The following is a 26,295-nucleotide window of genomic DNA, read 5'->3' as shown; positions in this document are numbered from 1 at the left end:
CCATGTTAAATAAAATAGAAAAATGAAAACCATCCAATCCCTGTTCAGAAAAAGTCAGATCATTACCCTTTTCTCGCTCTCTGTCGGCCTCTGGCACTGCACCGACCACGAAGTTCAAACTTCCAACTACCAGCTTGACGAGATTTCAGTCGCAGAATGGAAGGGATATCTCAAGACGGGCTATTTCAACGAAGGCTCCATTGCAGTAAAAAGTGAAAGCCTTGTGATCCAGGAAGGCAAAGTAAAAAGCGGGGCTTTCACCATTCCGGTATCGTCCATCGTCAATTTCAACCTGCCGACAGACGAACTCAAACACCAGCTGGTACACCACCTCCAGAGTCCGGATTTCTTCAATATGGTGCTCCATCCGGAGGTGAAGTTTGAGATCAACAGTGTGTCCCCATTCTCGGGAAGCGGCGACAACGTGGTTCCGGATGCGAATTATCAGGTGACCGGTAACCTCACCATGCTGGGAAAGACCAACCTGGTTATTTTCCCCGCCAAAATCGAACTGAAGGGAGATTCCTTCAGGCTGGACGCACTGGCTCAGATAGACCGCACCAGATGGGGGATCACTTATGCCACCGAGCCGAACCTGCCAGACGACGCCTCCATCAAACCTGTTGTGGATGTGCATCTGAAATTGTCCGGAAAGAAGAAGTAATGCTCACTTGTCACCCTGGACGAACCCGCCCAGGGTGACATTATCAAGTCAGTGCAAAACCTCACAAGTTCATTCCGCCCGAAGCCTCAATACGCTGAGCATTCACCCATCCCGCTTCCGGCGAACACAAGAACGCCACCACACCTCCGATATCATCCGGGCGGCCTACCCTTCCCAGCGCTGTTATCGCGTTCATATGATCTTCCAGACCAGGATAACCCTCAAAAGCGGCTTTTGTGAAATCGGTATGGATAATACCCGGAGCGACCACGTTGACCGTAATGCCGCGGGGCCCAAGTTCTTTTGCCAGATACCGGGTCAAGGTTTCAATAGCCCCCTTCATCGAAGCATAAGCGGCATAACCCGGTGTCGAAAACCGGGCTAATCCGGTGGAGAGATTGACGATCCGGCCGCCATTGGCAATCAGCGGTAAAGCTTTTTGGGTAAGAAAGAACACGCCCTTGAAATGGACATTCATTAGTTCGTCAAACGCTTCCTCCGGCGTATCCTGAAAAGCGTAATATCTTCCGATCCCGGCATTGTTGATCAGGAAATCAAACGTGTCCCGACCCCACTTTTCTTTGAGCAATCCCGATAAGCGGGCTATGAAAACGTCGAAGGATTTGACGTCCGCGGTATCCAGCTGCAAGGCTGCGGCTTTCTGGCCCAATGCTTCAATCTGAGCGACGACTTCATTTGCCTCCTCGATCTTGCTGCGGTAAACGACAATGACGTCCGTTCCTTTCGCAGCCAGGGTTAATGCCATATTTTTCCCCAATCCACGACTGGCTCCCGTAATGAGCGCTATTTTATTAGTTGATCCCATCTTGTCTTTGTTTTTTTAAAATTGACGGGACAAAGGTAGGGGACGGCGGTCCGGCGAATTTGCCGGTTTCAAATCAAAACTTACAAAAATCAAATCTAAACCCGAAACGCGCGCGGGCTGAGCGAAGTATGCTTCTTGAACAGGTTATTAAAATGCGAAGCTTCCTCAAAACCCAGGCTGTATGCAATCTCGGATACATTCCAGTCGGTGTGCTTCAGGAGAATTTTCGATTCCTGCACGATACGGTCGGTAATCAACTCTGTGGTGGTTTTACCAGTGATTTCTTTTAAAACTTTGTTGAGGTAATTGACATGAATAGACAACTGATCTGCAAAATCCCTGGCCGAGCGAAAGTTCAGCTTCTGATGGGGCGGTTCAATGGGGAATTGCCTTTCCAACAACTCCATAAAAAGGCTTGAAATACGTTTATAGGCGTTGGTTTCTGCGAAAAGGGAAGTTGCCGGCTGAAGTTTCTGACCGAAATGGATCAATTCGATCACATAATTACGCAGCAAATCATATTTGTAGGCGTAATCAGAGTTGATCTCCCGAAACATTTTATCAAAAATATGCCTGATATCTTCAATCTGCTGGTTATCCAGAAAGAATATCGGGGTTCCGCCCGGCCTGAAAACCGGCAGCTCCTTCAACTTGATACCGCTGTTGTCCTGCGTGAGAAAATCTTCCGAAAAAATACAGAACACACCTGATTGATTATCATCCTGCGGTTCGTAATGATAGGGTATCAACGGAGTAGCGAACAATAGCGCATTATTCTCAATGTCAATCACCTTGTCGGCATACTCCGCCCGGTTTCTGCCGATGATCAAGCTGATTTTATAGTAGGCCCGCCGATTGTAGGGCATCGTTTTCGGTTTGCCCGCCCGAATAATATCTTCGGTTTTAAAAAGATTAAAGTGACCGATCTCCTTTTGAACAGGCTCAGGAATAAGCTGCGATATCTCTTTATAGAATTCGGGAACTGTGGTCGCTTTTTGCATGCCGAAAGTTACGAAATTCAAAACAACAATGCATATCCGCTAGGTGTACCTTACAAATGCTTCGTCCTCATAACACCATAGCCATTTCTCGTCTGGTTCAGCGGAAATGACCACGGGATGCCCGGTTTGGTTGAAGTGTTGCGTCATATGCTTAGCCGGCGAAGTATCGCAGCACAATGTGACGCCGCAAGTCTGGCAAGTCCTCAAATGCACCCAGTGGCCGCCAACCTTCATGCATTCCTCGCATTTGTACGCAACGGGCGTCTTTATTTCTGCTATTTCTTCAATGTGTTTACAAATACCATCCATTATACTTCGCTTAAATATTGATGAACAAAACTGATGGACATAGAACCCTCGCCTACTGCGGAAGTAACCCGGTTCATGGCCCCGGCCCTCACGTCCCCGGCGGCAAAAATGCCGGGTGAACTGGTTTCGAGCAGATAGGGATCGCGCTCGGCTTTCCAAATTTGTTTGAACTTGCTGTGGCTCTTCATATCCCTGCCCGTTTCTATAAATCCCTTGCCGTTCTTAATGATTTCGAGGCCAATCCAATCGGTGTAAGGCTTCGCCCCGATAAAAATAAACAATGCATCGGCAGGGACCGTGCGCTGTTCGCTTGTATTCAGATCTATGAGTGTCAATGATTCCAAATGCTCATTCCCCTTCGCCTCAACGATTTCGGTGCAGCCCAGGATAGTAATATTGTCGGTACCATTGATCTGGTCGATCAGGTAGGACGACATCGAAGAAGTAAGGTCATTTTTGCGGACCAGAATGTAAACGTTTCTTGCGAATTTGGACAAATACATGGCCGCCTGACCGGCGGAATTGCCACCACCAAGTACATAAGCGTCCTTGTTCCCGCACGACGAGGCCTCCGTGCTCGCCGCTCCGTAGTAAATACCTTTTCCGGTAAACTCTTCAATGCCTTTGGTTTCCAATTTGCGGTAATCAACCCCTGTGGTGATCACAACCGCTTTTGCGTTTACCTCGTTACCGTCTCCCAGGACAATGGTTTTATATTTGTCCTTTAATTTAATTTCCTTTACCGATTGCGGCGAGAGAAACTCTGTGCCAAATCGGGTGGCTTGGGTGATCGCCCGGCGCGTGAGCTCCGCACCGCTCAATCCGCTGGGAAAACCGAGGTAATTTTCAATCCTGGAACTTGTACCCGCCTGACCACCAGGAGCTTTCCGCTCAATCAATAAGGTACTTAACCCTTCCGAAGCCCCGTAAACGGAAGCCGCCAACCCTGCCGGTCCGGCACCAATAATCACAACGTCGTAAATCTGCTGCTTGGTTTTCGCATTTAATCCGATACGTTCGGCTATGTCGATGAGCGAAGGAGTCTTTAACAAAGAACCGTCCTCAAAGATAACTGCGGGGAAATCAACAGGACAAAGCTGATTGGTGGTGGAGATTTGCTTGCCTATGTCGTTGGTCTCAGCATCCAGCCAGGCAAACGGAACGAGGTTACCCGCCAGAAAATCCTTTATTTCGTGTGCCTTGGGAGAAAATTGATAACCAATTACCTTGATACCCTTGAAATCAGGACGGTAATTCGCCTGCCAGTCCTGCAGCAGATCATCAATGGCCGGATAGAGTTTTTCCTCCGGCGGGTCCCAGGGTTTCATCAGATAATAATCAAGCCGCACATCGTTAATCGCCTTGATTGCCGCCTCCGTATCTGAGTAAGCAGTCAGCAAAACCCGTTTCGCAAATGGAAACAGTACCATTGCTTTTTCCAGGAACTCAACACCCTGCATTTCAGGCATTCGCTGGTCCGAAACAAATATAGCAACCTCCTCCCCTTTGTTCTGGAGTTCCAGCAAGCTCTCCATGGCCTCAGCAACAGAGGTGGTACTTAACACTTTGTATTGTTCGCGGTAATGTGCTTTCAGATCGCGGCTGATCGCCCTCAACACCTGTGGATCGTCGTCAATTGAAAATATAATGGGCAAACCCATGAGGAAATTTTTGTTAAGATTTAAAAACCAATTTATCCATTTATGGGGAAACAAACCAGAAATTCTGTTTTTCCCGGTTCAGAATGAAGGGTCACCGAACCATTATGCTGTTTTACGATCCGCATCACCACATCGAGCCCGAGGCCGGTCCCTTTCCCAATGGATTTGGTGGTAAAAAAAGGATCAAAGATCTTGGTGCGGAACTCCGCCGGAACCCCCGGGCCATTGTCAATGACACCTACTTTTACGAATTCCTTGTCACGGTTCGTGCTGATCGTCAGCTCCGGGTTGGGCTGATTTTCAAGTGCGTCGATAGCATTGTCGATCAGATTGGTCCAAACCTGGTTCAGCTCACCCACCATGGCTTTGATATGCGGCAGGCTCAGGTCGAATTCTTCCGTCACTTTGATGTTGCCTTTTTTGAGTTTGTAATTCAGCATGGTCAGGGTGTTTTTGATGCCGGTATGAATATCAATCACCTCTCTCTCCCCACCCCGGTCCATATGGGTAAATGTTTTGACGGAGCCTACCAGATCGGCGATCCGTTTGGAAGCTTCCTGAATATCCGCTACCATCCGTTCGGTAGTCAGGTTGTTATTGATCCACAAAAGAATCGGCGAAAAGTCGTTTTTGTTGATCTTGTTTTTCAGGTCTTCGAGATCCTCTTCGGTGACGCCAAACTCTACGAGATTGTCCGCGATGTCATCACAACCGTTCACATGATGGTCTTCCAGCCAGTCCAGGATCTCGTCTTCCCGCTCCGATCTCCGCATCATACTTAGCACGGGCCTGTCGGTATTGGCCAAAATCGCCGACATTTTCGTGTTGATCATATCAATTTCCTCGGGAGACAAGTGAATGGAAATCAGCTTTTTGAAATCGCTGGGCTGCATCAGCAAATGCTTTTTCAATGAAACAGACCCTCTCACGATCGCAGCGGCAGGGTTATTCAGTTCATGGGCGAGGCCGGCTGATAACTTGCCCAAAGCCATCATTTTCTCGTTCTGTTGTTCCAGTTCGGTGAATTCGCGGACACGGGAAGTCATCACGATCACCAATGCCTGGGTCAGTTCATAATGTGAGACGATTAAATCGCGCATCTTCTCCTTGGGGAAAGTCATGATCTGCGTCGGTTCGGTATATTGTCCGAAAGCGACACCAACGGTACCCCTGGAAAACGGAAGCATACCGGTCACATAGCCCGACCGGAATTCTGCGATAAAAAGCTTGGTATTGTTCTGGATCCGGAAAAGCTCCACCCTGCCGCTGATGATAACATGGGTACCGATCAGCGGATCGCCAGGCTTGGTCAGATATTCGCCTTCCTGATATTCGTAATGATTGCTTTCGTCGATCATCCATTGCAATTGATCCTCAGGTACATCCTGAAAGACTTTGAACGATTTCAGCTCCTTGGCACTAATATCCTTCATGAAAAGTATAGGGTTGTCGTTAAGTCAGTCTCTAATTACGGCATTAATCAGGATTTACCTTCAAAATATTTAGCTTAAGCTGACGAAATGATGGCTCAATTTTCAGGCGGCGCTGCCGGTTACGATCCGGCTGTAAATTTTATATTCCGGAAAGAGGTCCGCATGTTCCGAAAGACTTATCTCAACCCAATCCCGGTTATTCTGGTGCACGAAGGCCCCATTGCAGGAGGGGAACAGTGATTTAAGGATTTGCATCGATTCTTCTTCCAGATTAATCTCCTCGTGTCCCAGGTCGCTTGCGTGGTAATATCCCCTGCAAAGTCCAATGGAAGTTTCAAATTCAATTTTAATCAGGCTGCCCGAGATCTCCGCCTGCATTACTTCCACCACGATTTCCTCGCGCAGGTCGTCGGCAGTCCCCAGAGTCTCTTCCGGCTCGCCCAGGATATCAATGATGCTCATTTTATTTAATTTTAGTGAAACCGTATTCAGGCTGGTCAAAAACCGTTCCTGCTCTGGCCGCATACGATTACCTGGAGCCCTCTTTCGATTTTTCACCAATCCGTTAACGGACCCTTCGTTTTACCGACTGCATTATGGAACGCTCCGCGCCGCGTTCAGCCGGCAGCAAATCCGCCAATCGCCCTCTTCGTGCAGGGCAGGTACAACTCCATATCCGAATGGCAACCAAACCGGTACGATTATTTTATTTCTAAGGTTTTTGATCAGAAAACATGGAGAGCGGTCGGATTCATATTGGCACTTCGGGATGGAGCTATAAGCATTGGGCCGGGATTTTTTACCCCGAAGATGTGAAACCTGCGGACTACCTCGCTTACTATGCAAAACACTTTTCAGTTTCAGAATTGAACAGCAGTTTTTACAGGTTGCCGCTAACGGGTACCGTTCAAAAATGGGCTAAGGTGGTTCCAAAAGACTTTTTGTTTTGTCCCAAATTGAGCAGATACCTCAGCCACCTGAAAAAACTGAATGACCCCGAAGAGCCGCTGCAGCGTTTTTTCCAGATTTTCGAAACGGTAAAAGAGCGCCTCGGGCCGGTCCTCATCCAATTGCCTTCCAGCGTTGGTTTTCACGAAGAAGTTGTCTCGAAACTCTATGACATTTTGCGGAAGCAGTATGGTTATTACCGTTTTGCAATAGAAGTCAGACACAACTCCTGGTTCTCCGAGGAAAGCATTCAGTTGATGAAGCGCAACCAGATAACACTTGTTTTTGCCCAATCCAGCCGGTTTCCGTACCATGAAGAAATCACAGCAAACGATATTTTTCTCCGTTTTCATGGCCCAGAAGATTTGTACAGTTCCTCCTATTCCGACCAGACATTAAAGGAATATGCCCGGAAATGCTGCGACTGGAGTGAGGAAGGGCACGAAGTATGGGCATTTTTTAATAACGATATCAACGCCCACGCCCTACACAACGGGGCAAGGCTTCAAAAATATGTCGACGAGTTGTCCTGAACATTCTATCATCCGCTAAATCCCGCAAACCATGAGCCTTACCAAGTACAATTCAAAACGGAAGTTCGATAAAACCCCTGAGCCCAAAGGCGGAAAAGCAAAAGCCGACGAATTAATATTCGTTATTCAAAAGCACGAAGCCAGCCGGTTGCATTATGATTTTCGCCTCGAAATGGATGGCGTACTGAAAAGCTGGGCAGTACCAAAAGGGCCGTCGACGGATCCTTCCGTTAAAAGGCTCGCCATGATGGTGGAGGACCACCCTTACGATTACAAGGATTTTGAAGGGATTATTCCCGAGGGAAATTACGGCGCAGGTACCGTAATGGTCTGGGACTACGGCACTTATGAGCCACTGGAAGATGCAGCCTCCAAAAAAGACAAAGAACAATTGCTGCTGAAAGAACTTGACTCGGGTTCCATTAAGATCCGGATGCATGGTAAGAAACTGAAAGGAGAATTCGCACTCGTCAAAACCAGCGGAATGGCCGAAAATTCGTGGTTGCTGATCAAACACCGCGACAAATATGCCGATGAAGCAGACATTACAAAAAAAGACAGGTCCGCTGTTTCCAGGAGAACTTTGAAAGGTATTGAAGACCATCCCGGCTTGATATACGGGGAAAAGGACGACGATTCCAATACACAAGTTAAGGACAAAAAACCTGCGAAGGAATCGGCCAAAGCCAATGATGTATTGGAAGAAGTACCAGGGAAAGACAACAAAGCCGACACTAAAAAAAAAACGACAGCCATTCTGAAAAGCGCACCGGAAAGTAAATTCCCGGAGATGCTGACCCCTATGCTGGCGACACTGGTAAACGAACCTTTTGATGACCCCGGCTGGGAGTACGAGGTGAAGTGGGATGGATACCGGACCGTAGCATATCTGAACCGGGGCTCTGTCGAAATCAGCTCAAGAAATAAAAAATCATTCAACGAAAAGTTTTACCCCGTTTACCGGGACCTGACCGATTGGAAGATCAACGCGGTGCTGGACGGCGAGATCGTGGTGATCAATGAAAACGGCCATTCGGACTTTAGTGCATTGCAAAACTGGCGAAGCGAAGCTGATGGTCAGCTCGTATATTATGTGTTCGACATCCTCTGGCTTGAGGGAAAAGACCTGACCCAATTGCCATTAGCGAAGCGGAAGATCATTTTGCAAAGCATTGTTACCGAGAACAGCCCTGTAAAGTTGGGTTACAGCATTGAAGCAGAAGGCACCTCGTTTTTCGAAGCGGCAAAGGAAATGGGCCTGGAAGGCATTATTGCCAAAAAATCTGACAGTGTCTACTTTCCCGGCATCAGGACCAGGGACTGGCTCAAAATCAAGATCAATAAGCGTCAGGAGGTGATTATTGCCGGCTATACGCAAAATGAAGGAACCTCAAAACCGTTTAGCGCGCTATTGCTTGCCGCCTATGACAATGGCAACCTACACTATGTGGGCAAAGTGGGGACAGGCTTTAAAGACAAGCAGCAAAGGGAAATGCTCAACCTTTTCAAACCGCTTGTCACCCGGGAAAGTCCGTTTAATGAAACGCCCGACTACAATAAACCGTCCAGGTTCCGCCCCAATCCGCCTAAGGCAAACGCCACCTGGCTGAAACCAGAGCTGGTATGTGAAATCAGTTTTACGGAGGTAACGGCCGACGGGGTGTTCCGGCACCCCTCTTTTGAAGGAATGAGGGAAGATAAACCTGCCAGGGACGTGATCAGGGAGGTGGCCAAATCAACGGAGGAAGTTGTAACCGAGCCTGCAAACGAATCACACAAGGACCTGATCAAAAAGCCTGAAAAGGCGGCACGTAAAACACTGCTCAATCCAAAAGATGAAACGCAGGTACGTCAATTAAATGGCCACGAGATTAAGTTTTCCAATCTCAGCAAGGTCTTCTGGCCAGAGGATCATATCACCAAGCGGGACCTGATCAATTACTACTATCAGGTCGCTCCCTTCATCATGCCTTATCTGGAAAACCGCCCGATGTCGCTGAACCGATATCCCAACGGGATCAACGGGAAAAGTTTTTACCAGAAAGACGTCACCGGAAAAGTCCCTTCCTGGATCGAGACGACGCCCTATACCGCCGGCGAAGACAATGAAAAGAAGCATTTTATGCTCAGCAACAACGAGGCAGGCTTGCTGTACATGGCGAACCTCGGGTGCATCGACATGAACCCATGGAACAGTCGGGTAGCATCGCCTGATCATCCCGACTGGTGCCTCCTGGATCTTGATCCCGACACCACCAACACTTTTGAGGAAGTGATCCAAACAGCCCAGACCATCAAGAAATTGCTCGATTCTATTCAGGTCGAAAGCTACTGCAAAACTTCCGGTTCAACAGGCCTGCACATTTACATCCCGCTTGGCGCCAAATACAGTTATGACCAATGCCAGATGTTTGCGCTATGGATTGCGACGCAGGCACAGCAGGAGCTTCGGGACTTCACCAGCATTGAAAGAATGACCAGGAACCGAAAAGGAAAATTGTATATCGATTATCTCCAGAACCGCCCTAAGGCGACATTGGCAGCGCCTTACTCCGTGCGGCCCAAACCAGGAGCGACCGTTTCTATGCCGCTGCATTGGGATGAGGTAAAAAAAGGTCTTCAGCTCAAACATTTTACAATCTTCAATGCCGTAGAGAGGATCAGAAGCGAAGGTGATTTGTTTAAGCCAGTCCTGGAAAAAGGTATTATCCTCGAAGAAGTAATCGACAGGATCAACTTAACAGAATCGGCTTAGCGTTTCGCCAGAAACCCTTCTTTTCCATCTTTTTTACCGGATAGTAACTGAACGCTGCCTATTAATCAATGTCTTTGTAAAAAAGGCGCTTTCATATTTTGTTTGTAACGGCTTAAAAATAAAGGGTCGCACACACTATAACTTAAAACTATACACACACTCACTTATTTTAATGTTGCCGGTTCCTTCAATCGCACTATTCGGAGCCGTTTATTCCCTCCTCAATCTTTTCATCGATTTAGTCTATTCAATCAAGTAACCAATTAACTTTCTATATTTGGAGGTAGGACGCTGAATCGATTTCGGCCAAAAGGCTGTACTTATTTACTATTATTTTTGATGGCCCCGTACCTTAAATGGTTTGCCGGTATACTCTGGACCACAATCATAGCCGTTATTTTTACTTTCTGGCTTTCTGTAATACGGTTTTCTTATAATTTCCCTTACTACGACGATTTTCAGAATATCATTCTGTTTATCTATAAATATATCGAAGCGGATAGTTCATGGGTTAAGCTGACGTTGCTCTTCGAACAAAACTTTGAACACCGAGTCGTTTTTGCGAAACTGCTGACCCTGGCACAATATCTGATCACCAGCCAGGTGAACATCAAGTGGTTGATCCTTCTAGGCAATCTTACCCTTTTGGGTGTCGCCATCTTATTTTTCAAATACCGGACCAGAAACGAGTTAAGCCTGTTAGGTTTTTTTTCGGTTGTTTGCTTACTGTTCCAGGTCCAGCACTACGAAGACACCATTTCCTGGGCCACATGCAGTTTGCAACACGCTCCTTGTCTGTTTTTCTCTCTTTGGAGCTTTTACCTGGCATTGGACCGGCGTAGCCTGTATATCAGCGGGGCATTGGCGCTACTAGCCTTGTTCACCAGCGCCAATGGATTATCGTCCGTCGCTATCTGGCTGGTCATCGTATTTTTTGCCGACAGAGAGCGGAGAAAAATGATCATCCCCGGCGCGATTCTGATAACGATAACCATCATCCATTTAAAGACATTAACAATCCACTCCGGATCGCTTGTCGAACACGTAACAAGCAACATTGGCCCCAAAGTTATATTGCTGCTTTCCTTCACAGGTCAGCTGGCCGACCCGAATGTGATCGGCAACAAAATACCAAGTATCGTATTGGGTGCCATTTTTCTGAGCCCGTTGGCGATACTTTCCTTGCATGTAGCGCAAGGCAAAAGCGGCAAAATCAACAGATTACAATGGTTTTGCGGGGCCGGAATAGCCACTCTGCTTTTCGTCGCGTTTCTGATTGTGTTTGCTCGCGGAACGGAGCCAGACTATGACGGCTACAAAATGGACCGTTACAAAGTATACGCTGCTTTTTTTGCGGCGCTCGCAATTGCTTTCTACGACTGCTATTGGTCACTATCGCGATTTGGCGACCTTTCGCGGCTCATCGTAGCTGGCATTTCATTCCTGTTTTGCGTCAGCACCTACTACGTTTATTATGGAAGCATTGTAAATTATCGCAAGACCATTGAAGCGAATCAGTACAACGATGCATGGAGCAAGGCCATTTATTATCCTGTAATTTACTCCGACCCCTATGCAGCTATTTACATGGATTTCGCGAAAAATCATTTTTTCAAAGTACACGAAACCCTATCTTTTCAAGGAATGAACTGGCAAGCTGTTCGCGATTCCATACAGGTCATCAGAGCAGACAACGGTGAGAGCCTGGATCTTTCAAATACCGATTGGATAGATGGAACAGAAGGCATTGAAGCGCTTTATGCAATTGCAATCGACCCTTCTACAGGCCATCCGAAATATTTGTTTGCGGTTGATCACAGCTATCAGCGTGCCGTCAAACAGTTCTATTCGACCTTCAAAAAGCCGGTAGCCAGGGGGTTCAGTTGTGTGATTTATAAAAAGAAACTGGTGAGGGGCACCTACGACATTTATCTGCTGACCATAAAAAAAGGCCAGGTTGCCCGGGCCTTTAAATTAGATACGATTCGTTTAGATTAATGTTTCTGCCATTTGTAAAAAGATAACCCGATTGTAATATTCGGGATCATATTTCACCACGACCTGGGTTCCCTGTCTTATCGAGTCATATTTTGAATAGGATAAAACTTCCGTCATCTCAGCTTCAAAATCATCTCCTGCCTCTGGTTTAATCTGTACCCTTACCTGAAATTCAGGCAGGTTGTTCAGATATTCACCTGTCGGCTTGATGTTAAGTACCGTGGCACTCGCTTCTACACCCTCTTTGAGGATCTTCCTCTTCCGTTCGTTTCTTATGCGCTTGCGAATGGTTGAGACCACCCAAAACGCCACCATGCAGATCAGTATAATTGTTGCACCAATTGCTCTGTTGTTGGTTTCCACTGCCTTTTTGATTAGAGTTATGGACAAATAAAGCATCTGGTTTTGATAGGGAAGGCATTTGAGTTACTGAACGGCTGGTTTTGTTACTTAAAGGCAAATCGTGGCGTGTAATAGCTACAAAACTGTGCCGCCCAACACATTTGAACGAGCTGCTCAGGCTGCAGTTTTACCTATCCTCAATTGTTAATATTTCTATATATATTAGTACCATGCTACCTTAGCAGCATCTCCCTACTGCCCATAAAATGGCATCATTTTTTTTGGAAATATCTTTGTCACCATTAATCCAACTGAACTATGGAAGTCAAGTCAAATCACGCTACGGAAAGCCGTCCCGGCGGAGACAGGATCCTGAATGCGCCGTATGTATTCAGTGACATCCAAATGTACCTCGACCAGCTTAAAAACGAAAAGTCGTGGACGAAAAACGACCGGAACGCAATCACGATTTATAAGTCCGAAAAAATAACCATTGTCCTTGCAATACTCAAAGCCGGAGCGCTGGTAAACGATCATGCTATTGAAGAATACCTCACTTTTCAGGTCCTGCGTGGCGAGCTTAGAGTGGAGACCGAAGGCCGCGTGTTTTATACGACGATGGGCCAGATGATGAGTTTTCATGCGCATGTCGCGCATTCTATCAAAGCTTTGAACGACGCCGAGATATTGATCACCACCTACAGAGGTTGACCCAGGTTTATTTTTTCGCTGCTAAAAGCACTTTCACACCTACGCCGTTTACCGACACTTTGTAAGCAATATTCATCGGTGATTGATCCAGTGGTTGTGACCTGACAGCATCTTCATCCCATTCCTGCTCCGTAGAATCCAGCAATAAAGTCCATTGGGGCTGGCGGGAGGGGAAAGTCCAAGTAACCGTTTCGTCCGAAAGATTGAAAAGACAGGCGAGTTCCACCTCCTGATCGGCGCTGGCCCTGTGCAGTACAAATGCTTTCTCCCCAAGCAAATTGACACGAACATCATTTTTCCTGAAATTTCTGAGCGCGTGATTGGTTTTCCTTAGCCTGATCAACCTGGAAGTCCACTCCCTCATAATGAGGTACTTGCCATGTCCCTGCTTCTCCCAATCCAGTTTCGACTTTTCAAATGTTTCCTCCTCTTGCGGGTTAAGGGGATCGCGACCCCAGTCAAATTTTTCAAATTCCTTTTTCCTTCCTTCAACAACCTTCTCAATGAGCTCTTTCTCCGTATGGCTCACGAAATAGAAAAACGGATTGTCCTCTCCATATTCTTCCCCCATAAAGAACATCGGCAAATAAGGTGAAAGAAGCATCGCCGCGGTCGCAACCTTTTGCCTGCTGAAATCAACCAGGGCGCTCAGCCTTTCTCCTCCTATGCGGTTACCAATCTGGTCGTGATTTTGATTAAAGACAATAAATCTGTCTCCCGATATTCCTGCCGACGATGCACCGTGCCGGCGTTTCCGGAAGTTTACAAATTCCCCGCTATGGACGAAGCCATCGGTATAGGCTTTACCCAATTGCTCAATTTTTCCAAAATCCCGATATCTGCTTTGTCCGTTTTCATCCAATAATACGTACAGGGCGTGGTGAAAATCGTCCAGCCACTGACTGGTGAAGCCGTACCCACCATATTCCGGAGCTTTCACTACTTTCGGGCTATTCAGATCACTTTCCGCGATGAGATGAAAGGAATGCCCATTTTTCTGTCGGGCGTTTTCCAGCTTTTGGCTGACCAGCTCCCAGAAATGCACCGCGCCATTGTCGTATACGGTGTGTATCGCATCTACCCGGAGGCCGTCCAGGTGGTACAGGTCATACCAGTGTAAAACAGCGTCGGAAAAATAGGCACGTACCCCGTCTGACCATTCACCATCCATGTTGATGGCTTTGCCCCACGGCGTCGAATAAGTATCTGTAAAATACGGGCCAAATTCTGATAGGTAATTGCCCTCCGGTCCCAGGTGATTGAATACCACATCCAGAATCACGGCAATCCCTTTTCGATGGGCAGCGTTGACCAGCTTTTTCAGACCATCCGGTCCACCGTAAGCGCTATGAACCGAGTAAGGGTAAACACCGTCATAACCCCAGTTACGGCTCCCGGAAAACTCCGAAACAGGCATAAGCTCAATTACATTTATGCCGGTTTCGGCAAGTTGCCCGAGGCGTGGAATGATTGCCTCAAATGTTCCTTCCGGTGTGAAAGTGCCGACATGCAATTCATATAATATCAGCTCATCCCTCGCCAAACCTTTCCAGAAGGCATCGTCCCATTTAAAACTTTCGTGATCTACAACCTCGGAAGGGCCATGAACACCTTCTGGCTGATAGTGAGACGCCGGGTCAGGATAAGTGTTTCCATGATCGGGAGCAAAAAAATACCTGGTACCGGCCGGAATGTCGGGCAACTGGATTTCAAAATATCCGTCTCCTGTTGGGAGCATATCCACCTGCTGCCTACCCGGAGTTTCCAGATGCAATTTGACCCGATCCTTTTCAGGTGCCCAGACCGTAAAGGTTACATGGTTATGTTGAAAGTGCGCGCCGACTCTGCCCATTGAATGAATACTTTTAGCCTGATCCGGCTTCCAACTTCTTAAAAATTATGCCATTTAGGGTTTTCGTAGTGTCAGGCAACTTGATCAACGAAACAAGCAAGCTTGCAGGCTTGATTTTTTAAGGAGATCCCCTACTTGTGTTACTAAAAAGCAATGATTATGGAGCAAACAAGCACAGCAACTATCGTCGAAAAACAACATTTGTGGTGGCAGCAGGGAGTAATATATCAGATTTACCCAAGGTCTTTTCAGGATTCCAACAGGGATGGTATCGGTGATCTCAAAGGTATTATAAGCCGTCTTGACTATCTCCAGTGGCTTGGGATCGATTGTGTGTGGCTCTCTCCTGTGTACCCCTCCCCCATGGCCGACTTTGGCTACGATATTTCAGATTACTGCGGAATACACCCGTTATTCGGAAATATGGACGATTTCGATGAGTTGCTTCATGAGGTACATAGCCGGGGAATGAAACTACTGCTGGATCTCGTTCCCAACCACACTTCCGACCAGCACCCCTGGTTTCTGGAAAGCAAGTCGTCTCGCGACAATCCAAAAAGGAACTGGTATATCTGGCAGGATGCCCGAGAAGACGGATCCTTGCCCAATAATTGGTTAAGTGTTTTCGGTGGGCACGCCTGGGAGTGGGATAATCAAACCGGCCAATACTATTATCATGCATTTTTGAAGGAGCAACCGGACCTGAACTGGCGCAATCCAGAAATGCAGGAAGCCATGCTGGATGTAATGCGCTTCTGGCTGGACAAAGGAATTGATGGGTTCAGAGTGGATGTGATGTGGCACATGATCAAGGATCGGCAGCTAAGGGACAACCCTCCTTCGCCGGATTCAAAATTCAACCCCGAGGATTTGATATACGACCATTATCTGCCAGTTTATTCTACCGATCAGCCTGAGGTGCACGATATTGTCAGGATGATGCGGCAACTGCTGGATCAATATGACGAGCGTGTTCTGATAGGAGAGATTTATCTGCCTATTCACAAACTGGTTACGTATTATGGGCAAGACAACAAAGGTGCACATTTGCCTTTCAACTTTCAGCTACTGACGCTTCCCTGGGATTCCACCCAGATCGCCATGGCGATCGACCAGTACGAGGGTGCACTGCCTTCGGAAGGCTGGCCTAACTGGGTACTGGGAAACCATGATAAACCCCGGATTGCCAGCAGGATCGGTCGCTCCCAGGCGAAGGTCGCAGCCATGATGTTACTGACATTAAGGGGCACACCCACCATCTATTATGGTGACGAGATTGGCATGCGGGACGTGCCGATTCCAATGAATGAAATCATTGATCCGCAGGGTCTTAACATGCCAGATCTCAATGTGAGCCGTGACCCGGCAAGAACGCCAATGCAATGGAATGAAGAAATATATGGTGGCTTTTCAATGCATAAGCCCTGGTTGCGTCTACCATACAATTCAGCGCGGGTCAACGTCGAAACACAAAAAAATAACCCCTATTCCACCCTTACTTTCTATACCAAGCTCATCAAACTCAGGAAAGATAGCCCTGCGTTGAATGTAGGGAGCTATAGTCCTGTGTATTCGGATTCACAACTTATTTCCTACATCCGCGCATACAATGATGAGAAATTCCTGATCATCCTTAACCTGAGTCACAGGCCGGGTTACTTTAAGCCCAAAAAAGGCTTTTACGAAGGTGTAGTTTCTCTAAGCACTGAAAATGAGCGGATAGGAATGCATGTTGAAGATGTAATAACACTTGGCGGGGACGAAGGGTTGGTTATCCGATTAAAATAAGGACATCTCCGTTTTTCAGCAACGCTGCCATTCGAACCACCGGCATTTGCTGATATGATATGCTCTTTACAGAATCAATACATCATTTATCTTAATTCATCAGTTAAACTTAAAAATCATGAAAAGTATCAAGTTGGCCAGTACCATGCTGGCGTTTTCAATATGCCTGACGTTCACTTCCTGCGGGACCGAAAAGAACGACACCGAAGGCAGCGCTGGTTCGGGAAGTGCCTCACAAACAACGCCCAATGATAGCAGCGGCGCAGAGAGCAAAGCCGCCCTGGGAACCAACGAGGACAATCAGGACGATAGCCTGGGTTACCCAACGAACCAGTCCAACCTCAACGCAGACTCGACCAGTAAAAAACACGACGATCAACTGCCCAAACGATAATGATGGAGATAAAAAAAGGTGGCCGGATTAACCGGCCACCTTTCGTTTATTGATGAAGTGGTAATTTTTTAGTTCAGCACTTTCTCGGCATCACGAAGACGTTTGATTGTATCGTGACCGCTTTTTAAAGTGGCTTTTTGTTGGGTAATCAGTGACCTCAGATCCGGAGTCAGTTCGTCCGATTTAAGAGCCGTTTCGTAGGCTTTCTGTGCAGCATCCTCTCCAAATTCGGAGTTTTCCAAAGAAGTCTGGCGATCATTGCTACTGAAAGCAGCCTTCACATCCATCCAGGTCCTGTATAATTTTCCTGAAAGCATCGTTCCCGTTGCTGGTTCACCACCCAGGGACGTCACCTCAGTAGCCAGTTCAGATGCGTGTTGTCTGCTATGATCTGCGAGGTTATTATACAACGTTCTCAAATCAGAATCAGACTGATCTGCCTCATCGTAGGCTTTTTTATACCCCTCTACCCTGTCGTTATTAATAAGGATCAAATCGTTTAACACTTCTACTACTTCTGAATTATGTGCCATGACAATTGCATGTTTGGTTATGGTCTCATTTCAAAAATTATTGTTCCAACGCGTCAGAGCGTTCAGAAGCGCCCTGAAGAAGGAGTTTTGGGGAGGTTTTTGCGCCGTATAGTCGCGCAGGCGAAAAAGTAACCGCCGGGCCATCACCCGACACTAAGTTTTCGCCTGACTTTACTGAGGAATTCGGGCGAAAAACCGAGATATGATGCAATATAATGCTGGGCAACCCGGTGGGGAATCGTGGGGTAACGGTTTAAAAAATCCAGGTACTTTTCAACCGCACTGGTTGAGATTGTCCTGAACAGCCTTTCCTGCGTCTGAGCAAGATTGCGCTGGACCATTAACCTGAACATTCTTTCAAATCCGGTGACCTTCGCCAATAGCTCCTCTTTATTTTCGGGCGAGAGTATGAGCAACTCGCAATCTTCAAGTGTCTCAATGTAAACATGACTGGGTGTCTGATACTGAAAACTCGTGATATCGCTCACCCACCAGTCCTCAATCGCAAATTGTAAAGTAACCTCTGCGCCCGTCCCATCAATGTAGTACGTCCTAATGCAGCCTTTTAAGATATACGCTTCAAATCTGCATACTTCGCCTTCCAGCAGCAAAAATGTTTTCTTGGGAAATTTCTTGAACTGAAGAAGCGAATCGAAATATTGGAGATCCTGGGTGGAAAAAGGCATGCACTTTAATGCATAGCTGTTTATTTTTTCAAACATACATCCGGTTAGATAAATGATCCGCTTATAAATACGAGGATAAAAGTATCTTTTTTTGGGATTGAACCGGATGTTGTTCGCCGAAAGAAGGGTTTCAAATAAAACTTAGCAGCAGATCAATGCAAAATATGGCTGTTGGCCAGCTTGACCTCATCCGGTGAGATCGTATGTGGCCGACCTGGATAAATCGCATAGGTAACGAATGCATTCAACCTTTCCATGACTGCGATACTCTCCTTCACCCTGGAGACCGGCACGTGCGGATCGGGATCTCCCGTGGAGATGAATACCGGCGTCTGGCCGAAATCCCCTTTGTAACTGGCTTCGTTCAAATGCTCGCCGACTAAGCCGCCGGTAAAAGCAATTATCCCCCCGTAGCGCTTTGCATTCCTGGAAACATATTCCAGGGTAAGACAGGCTCCCTGGGAAAATCCTGCAAAAAAGATCTTTTCGGTTGCGATACCTGCAGATTCTATTTCGGAAACCAGCTGATCAACCACTCCCAGCGCAGAGTCCAGCGCTGGCTGGTTCTGTGCTACGGGGGCCATGAAGCTGTACGGATACCAGCTATTGTTTGTCGCCTGGGGCGCATAAATGGCCATTCCGTCCAGGTTCAATAACCGCTGAAGGGACAGGATGTCCTGTGCCGAACCTCCCCGGCCGTGGAGCATAATCATCGCCTTTTTTGCTTCCGATGCAATCACTCCGCTGGTTATGAAGTTTTTATGATGGGTGTACATAATGTTTGAATGATTAAGTGAAATAAGCAGGTGCGTGGTTGCCACGCACCTATCACTAATTTAAAGCCGGAAGGATCTGCTCTATCTGCGCCCTTCTTGGCTCATATTGAGGCGGCAGCATCAAACCTGAACCCAATGTTTCTACTGTCTCATCCGTAGCAAATCCTGGGTTATCGCTGGCAATTTCAAATAAAACGCCGCCTGGCTCCCTGAAATAAAGGGAATAAAAATAATTCCTGTCGATTTTATCGGTAATCTGGTAGCCGGCTTCCACGATTTTCTTCCGGAACTCCATTAAAATATCGTCGTTCGCCACACGGAAAGCCACATGGTGTACCGAACCTCCCGCAACATGTCCAGCCCTTTCACCAGGCACCTCAACAAGATCTACAATTGCGGCTGTTTCCACGGCATCGGTTACAAACCTGAAACGGTTTACATGTGTTTCAGCCAGTTTATACCCAAAAATGTCCGTTAGGATTTTGGCTGTTTCTTCAATTTTGTTGCTGGTAATCGTGATGTGGTGAAACCCGCGTGTGGCATTTTCGGCGGTCACTTCCCCTGTTTCCCATGGAGTACGGTTATCCGCTGTTTTGGGCTCCGTCAATTCAAATTTCAGTCCGTCGTGGTCAAGGAAGGTCAGGTACTTCTCACCGAATTTCTCCGAAACTTTATTATACGTGATACCATTGGCTTCAAATCTTTTTTGCCAGAAATCAAGGCTTCCTTCCGGTACGGAGTAACCGATCTCTGTTACCTGCCGGGTCCCTCTCCTGCCGGCGGGTATCTGGCTTCCCCATGGGAAAAAGGTAAGTATCGTACCAGGTGTTCCGACACCGTCGCCGTAGTAAAAGTGGTAGGTATTGGGGTCATCGAAATTGACCGTTTTTTTAACCATTCTTAATCCCAAAATGCGGGTATAGAAATCGTAATTTCTTTTAGCATCACCGGCAATGGCTGTAATGTGATGTATCCCGTTGATTGTATTTTCCATGATCGTCTTCTGTTTATATTTCGTTTTAATGATACAAATGTAGCACGCCCCCGGGCCACAGATCATTGAACTAGGACAAGAAAAACGTGTTGTTGAAAAATTCTTGAAAAAGGATCAGGCGCTTCCCCTCCGGTAAATAGGAGCCTCCGCCCACTGGCCTGCCCGCCTTCCGCATGTGACCTCAAAGGAATTAAGTGTCTGGTAATCGCATTCAGACTTGCCTTGATGCTAGCCTGACACTTCCTAAATGCGTCGAAATATTTCCGCCAAATATTGGACGCATTCAAATTGGGCGCATTCAAAATGTGCTTTATCTCTGCGGCAGAAAACCTGGACGGCCACTTGTCCATAAGTTGGAAAATGAAGACAAGCACACGATCATGATGCCTTTTTGGCGCAGCCAGCTGAGAGGCTAAGTCAAATTGGCATTAAAAATATGCTGGATAACTTTTTGTTCCGGCAATGCAAAGCAAACTCAATCGCTATGGATACCTTTTCGACCATGATTATTGGCGCTGTTGACAAGATCAAAAACGCAGTAATTAAAATTGACATTTATAAAACAGTAAACGGCAAACTACGGCCCGCAGGCTCGGGCTCGGGCTTCATATTTTCTTCCGACGGCTTCGTTTTTACCAATAGCCACGTGGTGGAGGGTGCAGAGAAAATCATGGTAAGTCTCCTGAACGAAAACGAGATAGAAGCCACTCTGATTGGTAAAGACCCGGATACAGATCTCGCGATCCTTAAAATATATGCACAGGGACATTCGGTGGCAAAGCTGGGAGATACCAGCGAATTGCAGATAGGCCAATTTGTAATTGCAATTGGCAACCCCTACGGCTTCCAGCACACGGTAACCACCGGCGTGGTAAGTGCGCTGGGCAGGACCCTACAGACACAGTCGGGGAGAATGGTAGACAATGTGATCCAGTCCGACGCTGCGCTGAATCCGGGCAACTCCGGCGGACCTATGATTAACACGGACGGAGAGGTCATCGGCGTCAACACCGCGGTTATCCAGGGGGCACAAGGCTTGAGCTTTTCGGTGGATATTAACACGGCGAAAGAAATAGCGCAACAGATCATCCGTGACGGTAAAGTTTTTAAAGCTTACCTAGGTCTCCAGTTACAGGATGTACCCATCCATGAGAAGGTTAGGCAGCACTACAAGCTTCCAAACCGCGGAGGTGTTTTTATCACACGCATTGAGCCCAACACACCCGCTTCCCGGTCCCAATTGTTAGAAGGAGATATCATTGTGTCATTCAACAATAAAGTCGTCAGCAATTCCAACGAGTTATTCAAGGAGCTCACGCACAGGGAGATCCTCGACATCACCGATATCTCCGTGATCCGTCACACAGAACTGTTGAATTTTATCGTTGTGCCGGTAGAGAAAAAAGGTTAGGCACCCTGCTCAATATTATCAAAATGCATTTTCTGACGCAGCCGGGAATGAAAAAGCAATTAATTCGTGTTAGCTGAGTAATGGACATTCTCAATTCAATATGAACTGGATTACAATCAATAGTGAGGAAGAAGTGGAGAAGATTCGGAAATCGTCCGAATACTCGATTATTTATAAGCATAGCCCGAGGTGTATGACCAGCCTGATGGCATACCGACAATTAAAATCCGATGTGAGCGCCGCGCCGCATATCGACATCCCCCTCTACATCGTGGATGTCATCAGCAACCGGAAAGAATCCATGGCCATTGCAGATAACTTTGGTGTTGTGCACCAGTCACCGCAGATATTGGTGGTGAAAAACGGCGAATGTGTTTTCGACGCATCCCATGAAGCCATTTCTTTAAAAAACACCCTTAGCGCCGTACCTGCGCAGGTTTGAGCAACCCCTGTTTCAAAAATGAAAATTGCTTGATGACGCCGGGGACCCGTTTTTTAAATTTTATGTGGATTATTTCCATATAAAAGGAATTATTCCATATTTTTGCAGCGATCAAATTTAAAACACTTCATCATAGACAAACGCAAAAGAGCAGCCAGCAGGCTGCTCTTTCTGTTGTTAATCGAACTAGGTCGCAAGCGGCGGGCCCGATGGAATAAATACTTTTTCCCTCTTGTACTTGAATTTATATCTCTTTGCCGTGAACTTGGCTGTCATATACTCCCCCATATAAATGGACCCGGTCATCACGTCATCTTTAACTGTACCTGAAAACAAGAAGGTAATCGCATCTGCAGGCTGACGGTCGGTGCTGCGCATTTTGAATTCGTTGCCCTCAACTGTTCCCTGTAGTTCACGTACGCTAAATTCTCCTTTATGAGAGCCGTTCAGCCAGTTACCTTCCTGCTCAATCATTAAAGTGTGCTTACTCGTACTTGAAAAGAACTCGATATCCGCTTCCCAATGTCCTTTGAGTGAGACTGCTGCCGCAGCCATTTCGGCTTTTTGGCCAGTACGTTTCTGGGACAGAACTTCCACCAGCCTCCCTGCTACCACTTGCTCGTCACCCGGTTGCATCTGGCCGGTCGTAATCGTAACAAATGTCTCCTTTTCACTGCTGCCACCCCCCAGCGCGATACGCGGTTTCGTACGGCCGAAAAGTTCTGCTACTTCTTCGCCGGTGATATTCAGTTTGGATGCGTCCCAGGCTACCTTAAGTACCGGGGTTCTGTTAGAAAGCTCTTTGGGCTCAATCACCGTCGTTTTAACGGAATCGACGGTGGTTACCTTTTTGGAAATGCTATCCAGCCACGAAAGCCATCTCTTCCATTCTCCTGCGTGGTCACGCTTTGTCCAGGCTTCAACCGCCGCCACCATTCCCATTGTTTCTTCACGACCCACCTTGTTATCCCGACCAGGACCATGGTGCGGCGCACTTGCCTGCCATGCAGACATCAGAAGGTCCTTTCTTCCTAATACAAGGCCTGCGCATTGAGGCCCGCATAGCGCCTTTCCCCCACTATAAACGACAACATCGGCGCCCATCTTCAAATGAACGTTCGGTATAGTAAGATTTTCCGCAGCAGCGTCGATCAGAATAGGGATATTTTTGGGCTTTGCAATTTTAGAAATCGCCTCCAGGGACATCGGGCCGCTCATGGATTGGTCACAGGCCATCAGATAAATCTGTGCGGTTCGGGGGCTGATCGCTTTCTCGAGTTCGTCGATAGAGTCAACCGTGATCAGTTTGACGCCTACATTGCGCAGCGCATGGTCGTATACATTGCGCGAATATCTGGGAACGATCACCTCCGTTTTCTCAAATCCTGCCAGATCCGGGATACGTACCAGCTTTTCGGGATTACCGCCCGTCACACATGCAACCGTCACATGTTTCAATCCCGCGGCGCAGCCAGCCGATACCATTCCCCACTCTGCTCCCGTCAGCTCGGCCAGACGTTTCCCCGCACCAAATGCCAGCTCGTCGTACTGCACGAAAACCTGCGCGGCCGCATCCATCGCAGCACGCACCTCGGGCCGTTCTATAGAGCCGCCTATAATGGTGAATGTTCCGCGGCAATTGATAATGGGTTCTACACCAATAGCCTGATAAATCTCTTTGCTGGCAGCTGTCGCCGGAGCTCTGTTCCCAATTTCCTTATCCGATCCGGACGGGAGCAGGACGGTTCCTGCAAGAGGAAGTAACGATAAATCTTTGATTGCTTCTCTGCGTTTCATTAACTTTTTCAATAGGAGTATGAGGAATAATTTGGATTTGAACGATGTGTAGTCCAAATATAGGAAATCGAAGTATCTCGATAACGAGTTTCCCGAAATTAAGCAAGGCTGAAAACGAGCGCTGATTTAATTATTTTTACTGTCTGTAATAAAAACAAGCAATATTATATTTGTGGAAAGAAAAAATCATCGACTTGCCTCCTAAATCATATTTCTACAAACTTTGGGTCAACCTGTCAGGGGACCCGGGTCAGTTTCCGCTGAATGCACGAATTTTTCATTCTGTTTGCCTGATATCCATTTTTGCTCTTTGCTATAATGTTCCGTTCAATTACTTCATAGGCTTACCGGAGGTAGCCGCTGTCAGCCTGTTTGTTCTGATAATAGCAGGTGCGCTGTATTACGCCTCCCTTTTCAGGCATCAGGTAAAAATTAGCATCTTTATTTTCAACATTCTTGGCCTGGTACTGTTTTTCGTCAATTACTTTTTGAACTCAGGGCAGCAGGGACCTACCGACCTCTTTTTTCTTTTATTCCTGCTCATCAGCATAGGAATCAGCCCAGTTAACCAGTACAAATTCTGGATTCCCGTCAACATAAGCATTGTGATCCTGCTCGAATTGGCCGAGTATTACATGCCGACCGTCGTACCATATACTTATGAGAGCAGGTTTAGCAGATTTGTTGACCATATATCTGCTTATGCCGTAGTTGCCGTAATCACTTATTTCTGTATAGATTACATACGTGTCAGCTATGAAAACGAAAAGGCTTCCGCCATTGAGAAATCCAAAGCCATTGAGGAAAAAAACGAACAGATTCTGAAACAAAACGTAGAGCTTGAAAGGCTTAATGCCGAAAAAAATAAACTGATGTCGATCGTCGCACACGACCTGCGCTCGCCGCTGGGAAGTATTCAGAATTTCCTTGAACTTTTGACACAGCACGATTTGGACCCGAACCAGAAATTGAACATCGAGAATGATCTGCTCAGCTCCACCAAAAATACCCTGGCTATGCTTTCCAAGCTGCTGGATTGGTCCAAGTCGCAGCTCCAGGGCATCACCCCTCGCCTGGAATACCTCAACGTCGCTAAGTTGTTCGAATCTACGCTCAACCTGGAAAAAGAAATTGCCGCCAGAAAAGACATCACATTAGCATACAATTTCGATCCGGCCATATTGATTTATGCCGATGCCAACATGATGCAGCTCATTTTGCGAAATATCGTCGGCAATGCCATCAAATTCACCAACAATGGCGGCCTGATCCGGATTTGGGCGGAAATAACCGGCAGCAGCTGCGTCATCACCATTCAGGATAACGGAATTGGCATATCCGCAGAAAAGCAGGACGCCATTTTTTCCTTCAACGTCCAGTCTAGTTTCGGCACAATGAATGAGAAGGGTGTCGGTTTAGGCCTGATGCTTTGCATGGAATTTATTAAAGCGCAGAACGGCAGGATTTGGTTTGAAAGCGTCCAGGGAACAGGAACTTCATTTTACATATCCGTCCCCACCATGGAGGATGCAGCCATTTGGCCTACCGGTTTGTCCTAGTATACAATCTGACGACATTTGATTAGTTTTGATCAAATGTCGTTTCAACAATGAATTTTCAGGAAAGAAAAAAAAAGATCCTTACAGCAGTTTACGAAGCGGGCAGCCTATCGGTATTCGAGCTGTCGGATCAGCTTGCGATGTCACCCGCCACGATCCGCCGAGACCTCCACGACATTTCTGACGAAGGCTTGCTGATCAGGACGCACGGCGGGGCTATGAAGCCCGAAAATCCGATTCGAACCAGCTTTGTAGAAAAAGCTGGCCTAAGGGATGCACAGAAAGACCGGATAGGGAAACTTGCAGCCGGCCTCGTATCAGACGGTGACACTATTTTCCTGGATTGCGGCAGCACGGTTTTCCGGATGTGCAATTATTTGAAAAAGAAAAATGACCTGCGGGTCATCACCAACTCGCTCCCTGTCATGGCAGAACTGATTGATATACAGACGATCGACATCAACATCATTGGCGGCGAACTGAACAAAGCCAGGAAGGCTGTCCACGGGGAAAGGGCTGTCAGGCATATCGACAGCTACCATGCCCAGAAAGCGTTCATAGGAGCCGACGGAATCTCGGCAGCAAATGGGCTTACCGCACATAGCGAGCTTGAGTCCACAATCACCTCCGCATTGATCAGAAATGCCGACAATATCATTCTCCTGGCCGATTCATCCAAAATTGGAAAAGACAGCTACCTGAAATTTGCGGAATTATCCGAAATAACCTGCCTGGTGACGGACTCGGAAATTAGTTCCGTCCATAAAAAAGGACTATCCGAAAACGGTGTAAGCAGGATACTCACCGCCTGATGACAAAAACGAAGCGGCAGAGCCCGCCGTCCAATCAGGCACGCTCAGAAAATTTTCCAGAGCTGTCGCT

At 47.1% G+C, this 26,295-nt stretch carries 24 protein-coding genes; 11 read left to right on the top strand and 13 right to left on the bottom strand.

Features of this window, described 5'->3' with window-relative positions; all coding sequences use genetic code 11:
- Positions 1 to 22: 22 nt before the first annotated feature.
- Complete coding sequence (locus tag AC1XUF_RS03120; RefSeq protein WP_483340195.1) at positions 23 to 664, top strand: YceI family protein; 642 nt, start codon at positions 23 to 25, stop codon at positions 662 to 664.
- 61 nt (positions 665 to 725) lie between these two features.
- Here the strand turns inward: AC1XUF_RS03120 and AC1XUF_RS03115 are convergent, their stop codons facing one another.
- From AC1XUF_RS03115 to AC1XUF_RS03090, 6 genes are all read right to left on the bottom strand, one after another.
- A complete protein-coding gene (locus tag AC1XUF_RS03115) occupies positions 726 to 1,490 on the bottom strand; it encodes an SDR family NAD(P)-dependent oxidoreductase (protein ID WP_483340194.1) in 765 nt (254 codons plus the stop codon).
- A gap of 95 nt (positions 1,491 to 1,585) precedes the next feature.
- The gene (locus AC1XUF_RS03110) at positions 1,586 to 2,491 is read right to left on the bottom strand and encodes a helix-turn-helix domain-containing protein (RefSeq protein ID WP_483340193.1); all 906 of its coding nucleotides are present in this window, start codon (positions 2,489 to 2,491) and stop codon (positions 1,586 to 1,588) included.
- A 39-nt stretch (positions 2,492 to 2,530) separates the two neighbouring features.
- The gene (locus tag AC1XUF_RS03105) at positions 2,531 to 2,800 is read right to left on the bottom strand and encodes a UBP-type zinc finger domain-containing protein (protein ID WP_483340192.1); all 270 of its coding nucleotides are present in this window, start codon (positions 2,798 to 2,800) and stop codon (positions 2,531 to 2,533) included.
- Positions 2,800 to 4,461 carry an FAD-dependent oxidoreductase gene (locus tag AC1XUF_RS03100; protein ID WP_483340191.1) on the bottom strand — a complete coding sequence of 554 codons (1,662 nt, stop codon included), beginning with the start codon at positions 4,459 to 4,461 and terminating at the stop codon, positions 2,800 to 2,802. The genes AC1XUF_RS03105 and AC1XUF_RS03100 overlap by 1 nt, the downstream gene beginning before the upstream one ends.
- Before the next feature lie 32 nt (positions 4,462 to 4,493).
- Complete coding sequence (locus AC1XUF_RS03095; protein ID WP_483340190.1) at positions 4,494 to 5,894, bottom strand: ATP-binding protein; 1,401 nt, start codon at positions 5,892 to 5,894, stop codon at positions 4,494 to 4,496.
- 102 nt (positions 5,895 to 5,996) lie between these two features.
- On the bottom strand, positions 5,997 to 6,356 hold the full coding sequence (locus AC1XUF_RS03090) for a hypothetical protein (RefSeq protein ID WP_483340189.1): 360 nt from the start codon (positions 6,354 to 6,356) through the stop codon (positions 5,997 to 5,999).
- Between the two features lie 272 nt (positions 6,357 to 6,628).
- Between AC1XUF_RS03090 and AC1XUF_RS03085 the strand changes: the two genes are divergently transcribed.
- From AC1XUF_RS03085 to AC1XUF_RS03075, 3 genes are all read left to right on the top strand, one after another.
- Positions 6,629 to 7,375 carry a DUF72 domain-containing protein gene (locus AC1XUF_RS03085; RefSeq protein WP_483340188.1) on the top strand — a complete coding sequence of 249 codons (747 nt, stop codon included), beginning with the start codon at positions 6,629 to 6,631 and terminating at the stop codon, positions 7,373 to 7,375.
- A 31-nt stretch (positions 7,376 to 7,406) separates the two neighbouring features.
- The gene (gene ligD / locus AC1XUF_RS03080; RefSeq protein WP_483340187.1) at positions 7,407 to 10,130 is read left to right on the top strand and encodes a DNA ligase D; all 2,724 of its coding nucleotides are present in this window, start codon (positions 7,407 to 7,409) and stop codon (positions 10,128 to 10,130) included.
- Between the two features lie 339 nt (positions 10,131 to 10,469).
- Positions 10,470 to 12,128: a hypothetical protein gene (locus AC1XUF_RS03075; RefSeq protein WP_483340186.1), complete on the top strand. Its 1,659-nt coding sequence runs from the start codon at positions 10,470 to 10,472 to the stop codon at positions 12,126 to 12,128.
- On the opposite strand, the gene AC1XUF_RS03070 is transcribed toward AC1XUF_RS03075, so the two are convergent.
- Positions 12,120 to 12,518: a DUF3592 domain-containing protein gene (locus AC1XUF_RS03070; RefSeq protein WP_483340185.1), complete on the bottom strand. Its 399-nt coding sequence runs from the start codon at positions 12,516 to 12,518 to the stop codon at positions 12,120 to 12,122. The genes AC1XUF_RS03075 and AC1XUF_RS03070 overlap by 9 nt on opposite strands.
- 270 nt (positions 12,519 to 12,788) lie before the next feature.
- Between AC1XUF_RS03070 and AC1XUF_RS03065 the strand changes: the two genes are divergently transcribed.
- Complete coding sequence (locus tag AC1XUF_RS03065) at positions 12,789 to 13,181, top strand: cupin domain-containing protein (RefSeq protein WP_483340184.1); 393 nt, start codon at positions 12,789 to 12,791, stop codon at positions 13,179 to 13,181.
- A gap of 7 nt (positions 13,182 to 13,188) precedes the next feature.
- Here the strand turns inward: AC1XUF_RS03065 and treZ are convergent, their stop codons facing one another.
- Positions 13,189 to 15,033, bottom strand: coding sequence for a malto-oligosyltrehalose trehalohydrolase (gene treZ / locus AC1XUF_RS03060; protein ID WP_483340183.1), 1,845 nt, complete (start codon positions 15,031 to 15,033; stop codon positions 13,189 to 13,191).
- Between the two features lie 159 nt (positions 15,034 to 15,192).
- Between treZ and AC1XUF_RS03055 the strand changes: the two genes are divergently transcribed.
- Both AC1XUF_RS03055 and AC1XUF_RS03050 read left to right on the top strand, forming a co-directional pair.
- Positions 15,193 to 16,821: an alpha-amylase family glycosyl hydrolase gene (locus AC1XUF_RS03055; protein ID WP_483340182.1), complete on the top strand. Its 1,629-nt coding sequence runs from the start codon at positions 15,193 to 15,195 to the stop codon at positions 16,819 to 16,821.
- Between the two features lie 118 nt (positions 16,822 to 16,939).
- Positions 16,940 to 17,215, top strand: a complete 276-nt coding sequence (locus AC1XUF_RS03050; protein ID WP_483340181.1) for a hypothetical protein — start codon at positions 16,940 to 16,942, stop codon at positions 17,213 to 17,215.
- Positions 17,216 to 17,283: 68 nt separating this feature from the next.
- On the opposite strand, the gene AC1XUF_RS03045 is transcribed toward AC1XUF_RS03050, so the two are convergent.
- The 4 genes from AC1XUF_RS03045 to AC1XUF_RS03030 form a co-directional block, all read right to left on the bottom strand.
- Positions 17,284 to 17,748: a ferritin-like domain-containing protein gene (locus AC1XUF_RS03045; protein ID WP_483340180.1), complete on the bottom strand. Its 465-nt coding sequence runs from the start codon at positions 17,746 to 17,748 to the stop codon at positions 17,284 to 17,286.
- Positions 17,749 to 17,891: 143 nt separating this feature from the next.
- Positions 17,892 to 18,470: a Crp/Fnr family transcriptional regulator gene (locus tag AC1XUF_RS03040; protein ID WP_483340179.1), complete on the bottom strand. Its 579-nt coding sequence runs from the start codon at positions 18,468 to 18,470 to the stop codon at positions 17,892 to 17,894.
- Positions 18,471 to 18,586: 116 nt separating this feature from the next.
- Positions 18,587 to 19,210, bottom strand: a complete 624-nt coding sequence (locus tag AC1XUF_RS03035; RefSeq protein ID WP_483340178.1) for an alpha/beta hydrolase — start codon at positions 19,208 to 19,210, stop codon at positions 18,587 to 18,589.
- Between the two features lie 55 nt (positions 19,211 to 19,265).
- Positions 19,266 to 20,204 (bottom strand): ring-cleaving dioxygenase, encoded by a 939-nt coding sequence (locus tag AC1XUF_RS03030; RefSeq protein WP_483340177.1) that lies wholly within the window; start codon positions 20,202 to 20,204, stop codon positions 19,266 to 19,268.
- Between the two features lie 484 nt (positions 20,205 to 20,688).
- Between AC1XUF_RS03030 and AC1XUF_RS03025 the strand changes: the two genes are divergently transcribed.
- Both AC1XUF_RS03025 and ytxJ read left to right on the top strand, forming a co-directional pair.
- Positions 20,689 to 21,615: a S1C family serine protease gene (locus tag AC1XUF_RS03025; RefSeq protein WP_483340176.1), complete on the top strand. Its 927-nt coding sequence runs from the start codon at positions 20,689 to 20,691 to the stop codon at positions 21,613 to 21,615.
- 100 nt (positions 21,616 to 21,715) lie between these two features.
- Positions 21,716 to 22,057: a bacillithiol system redox-active protein YtxJ gene (gene ytxJ / locus AC1XUF_RS03020; RefSeq protein WP_483340175.1), complete on the top strand. Its 342-nt coding sequence runs from the start codon at positions 21,716 to 21,718 to the stop codon at positions 22,055 to 22,057.
- 186 nt (positions 22,058 to 22,243) lie between these two features.
- Here the strand turns inward: ytxJ and AC1XUF_RS03015 are convergent, their stop codons facing one another.
- Positions 22,244 to 23,854 (bottom strand): aminotransferase class V-fold PLP-dependent enzyme, encoded by a 1,611-nt coding sequence (locus AC1XUF_RS03015; RefSeq protein WP_483340174.1) that lies wholly within the window; start codon positions 23,852 to 23,854, stop codon positions 22,244 to 22,246.
- Between the two features lie 170 nt (positions 23,855 to 24,024).
- Between AC1XUF_RS03015 and AC1XUF_RS03010 the strand changes: the two genes are divergently transcribed.
- Together AC1XUF_RS03010 and AC1XUF_RS03005 are read left to right on the top strand one after the other, a co-directional pair.
- Positions 24,025 to 25,413 (top strand): sensor histidine kinase, encoded by a 1,389-nt coding sequence (locus tag AC1XUF_RS03010; RefSeq protein WP_483340173.1) that lies wholly within the window; start codon positions 24,025 to 24,027, stop codon positions 25,411 to 25,413.
- Between the two features lie 50 nt (positions 25,414 to 25,463).
- On the top strand, positions 25,464 to 26,225 hold the full coding sequence (locus tag AC1XUF_RS03005) for a DeoR/GlpR family DNA-binding transcription regulator (RefSeq protein ID WP_483340172.1): 762 nt from the start codon (positions 25,464 to 25,466) through the stop codon (positions 26,223 to 26,225).
- Positions 26,226 to 26,295 lie beyond the last annotated feature (70 nt).

Source organism: Dyadobacter sp. HNCC25DJ185, from assembly GCF_056895195.1.
The sequence above is the reverse complement of the archived record's forward strand: the minus strand, read 5'-3'. Positions and strand labels throughout refer to the sequence as shown.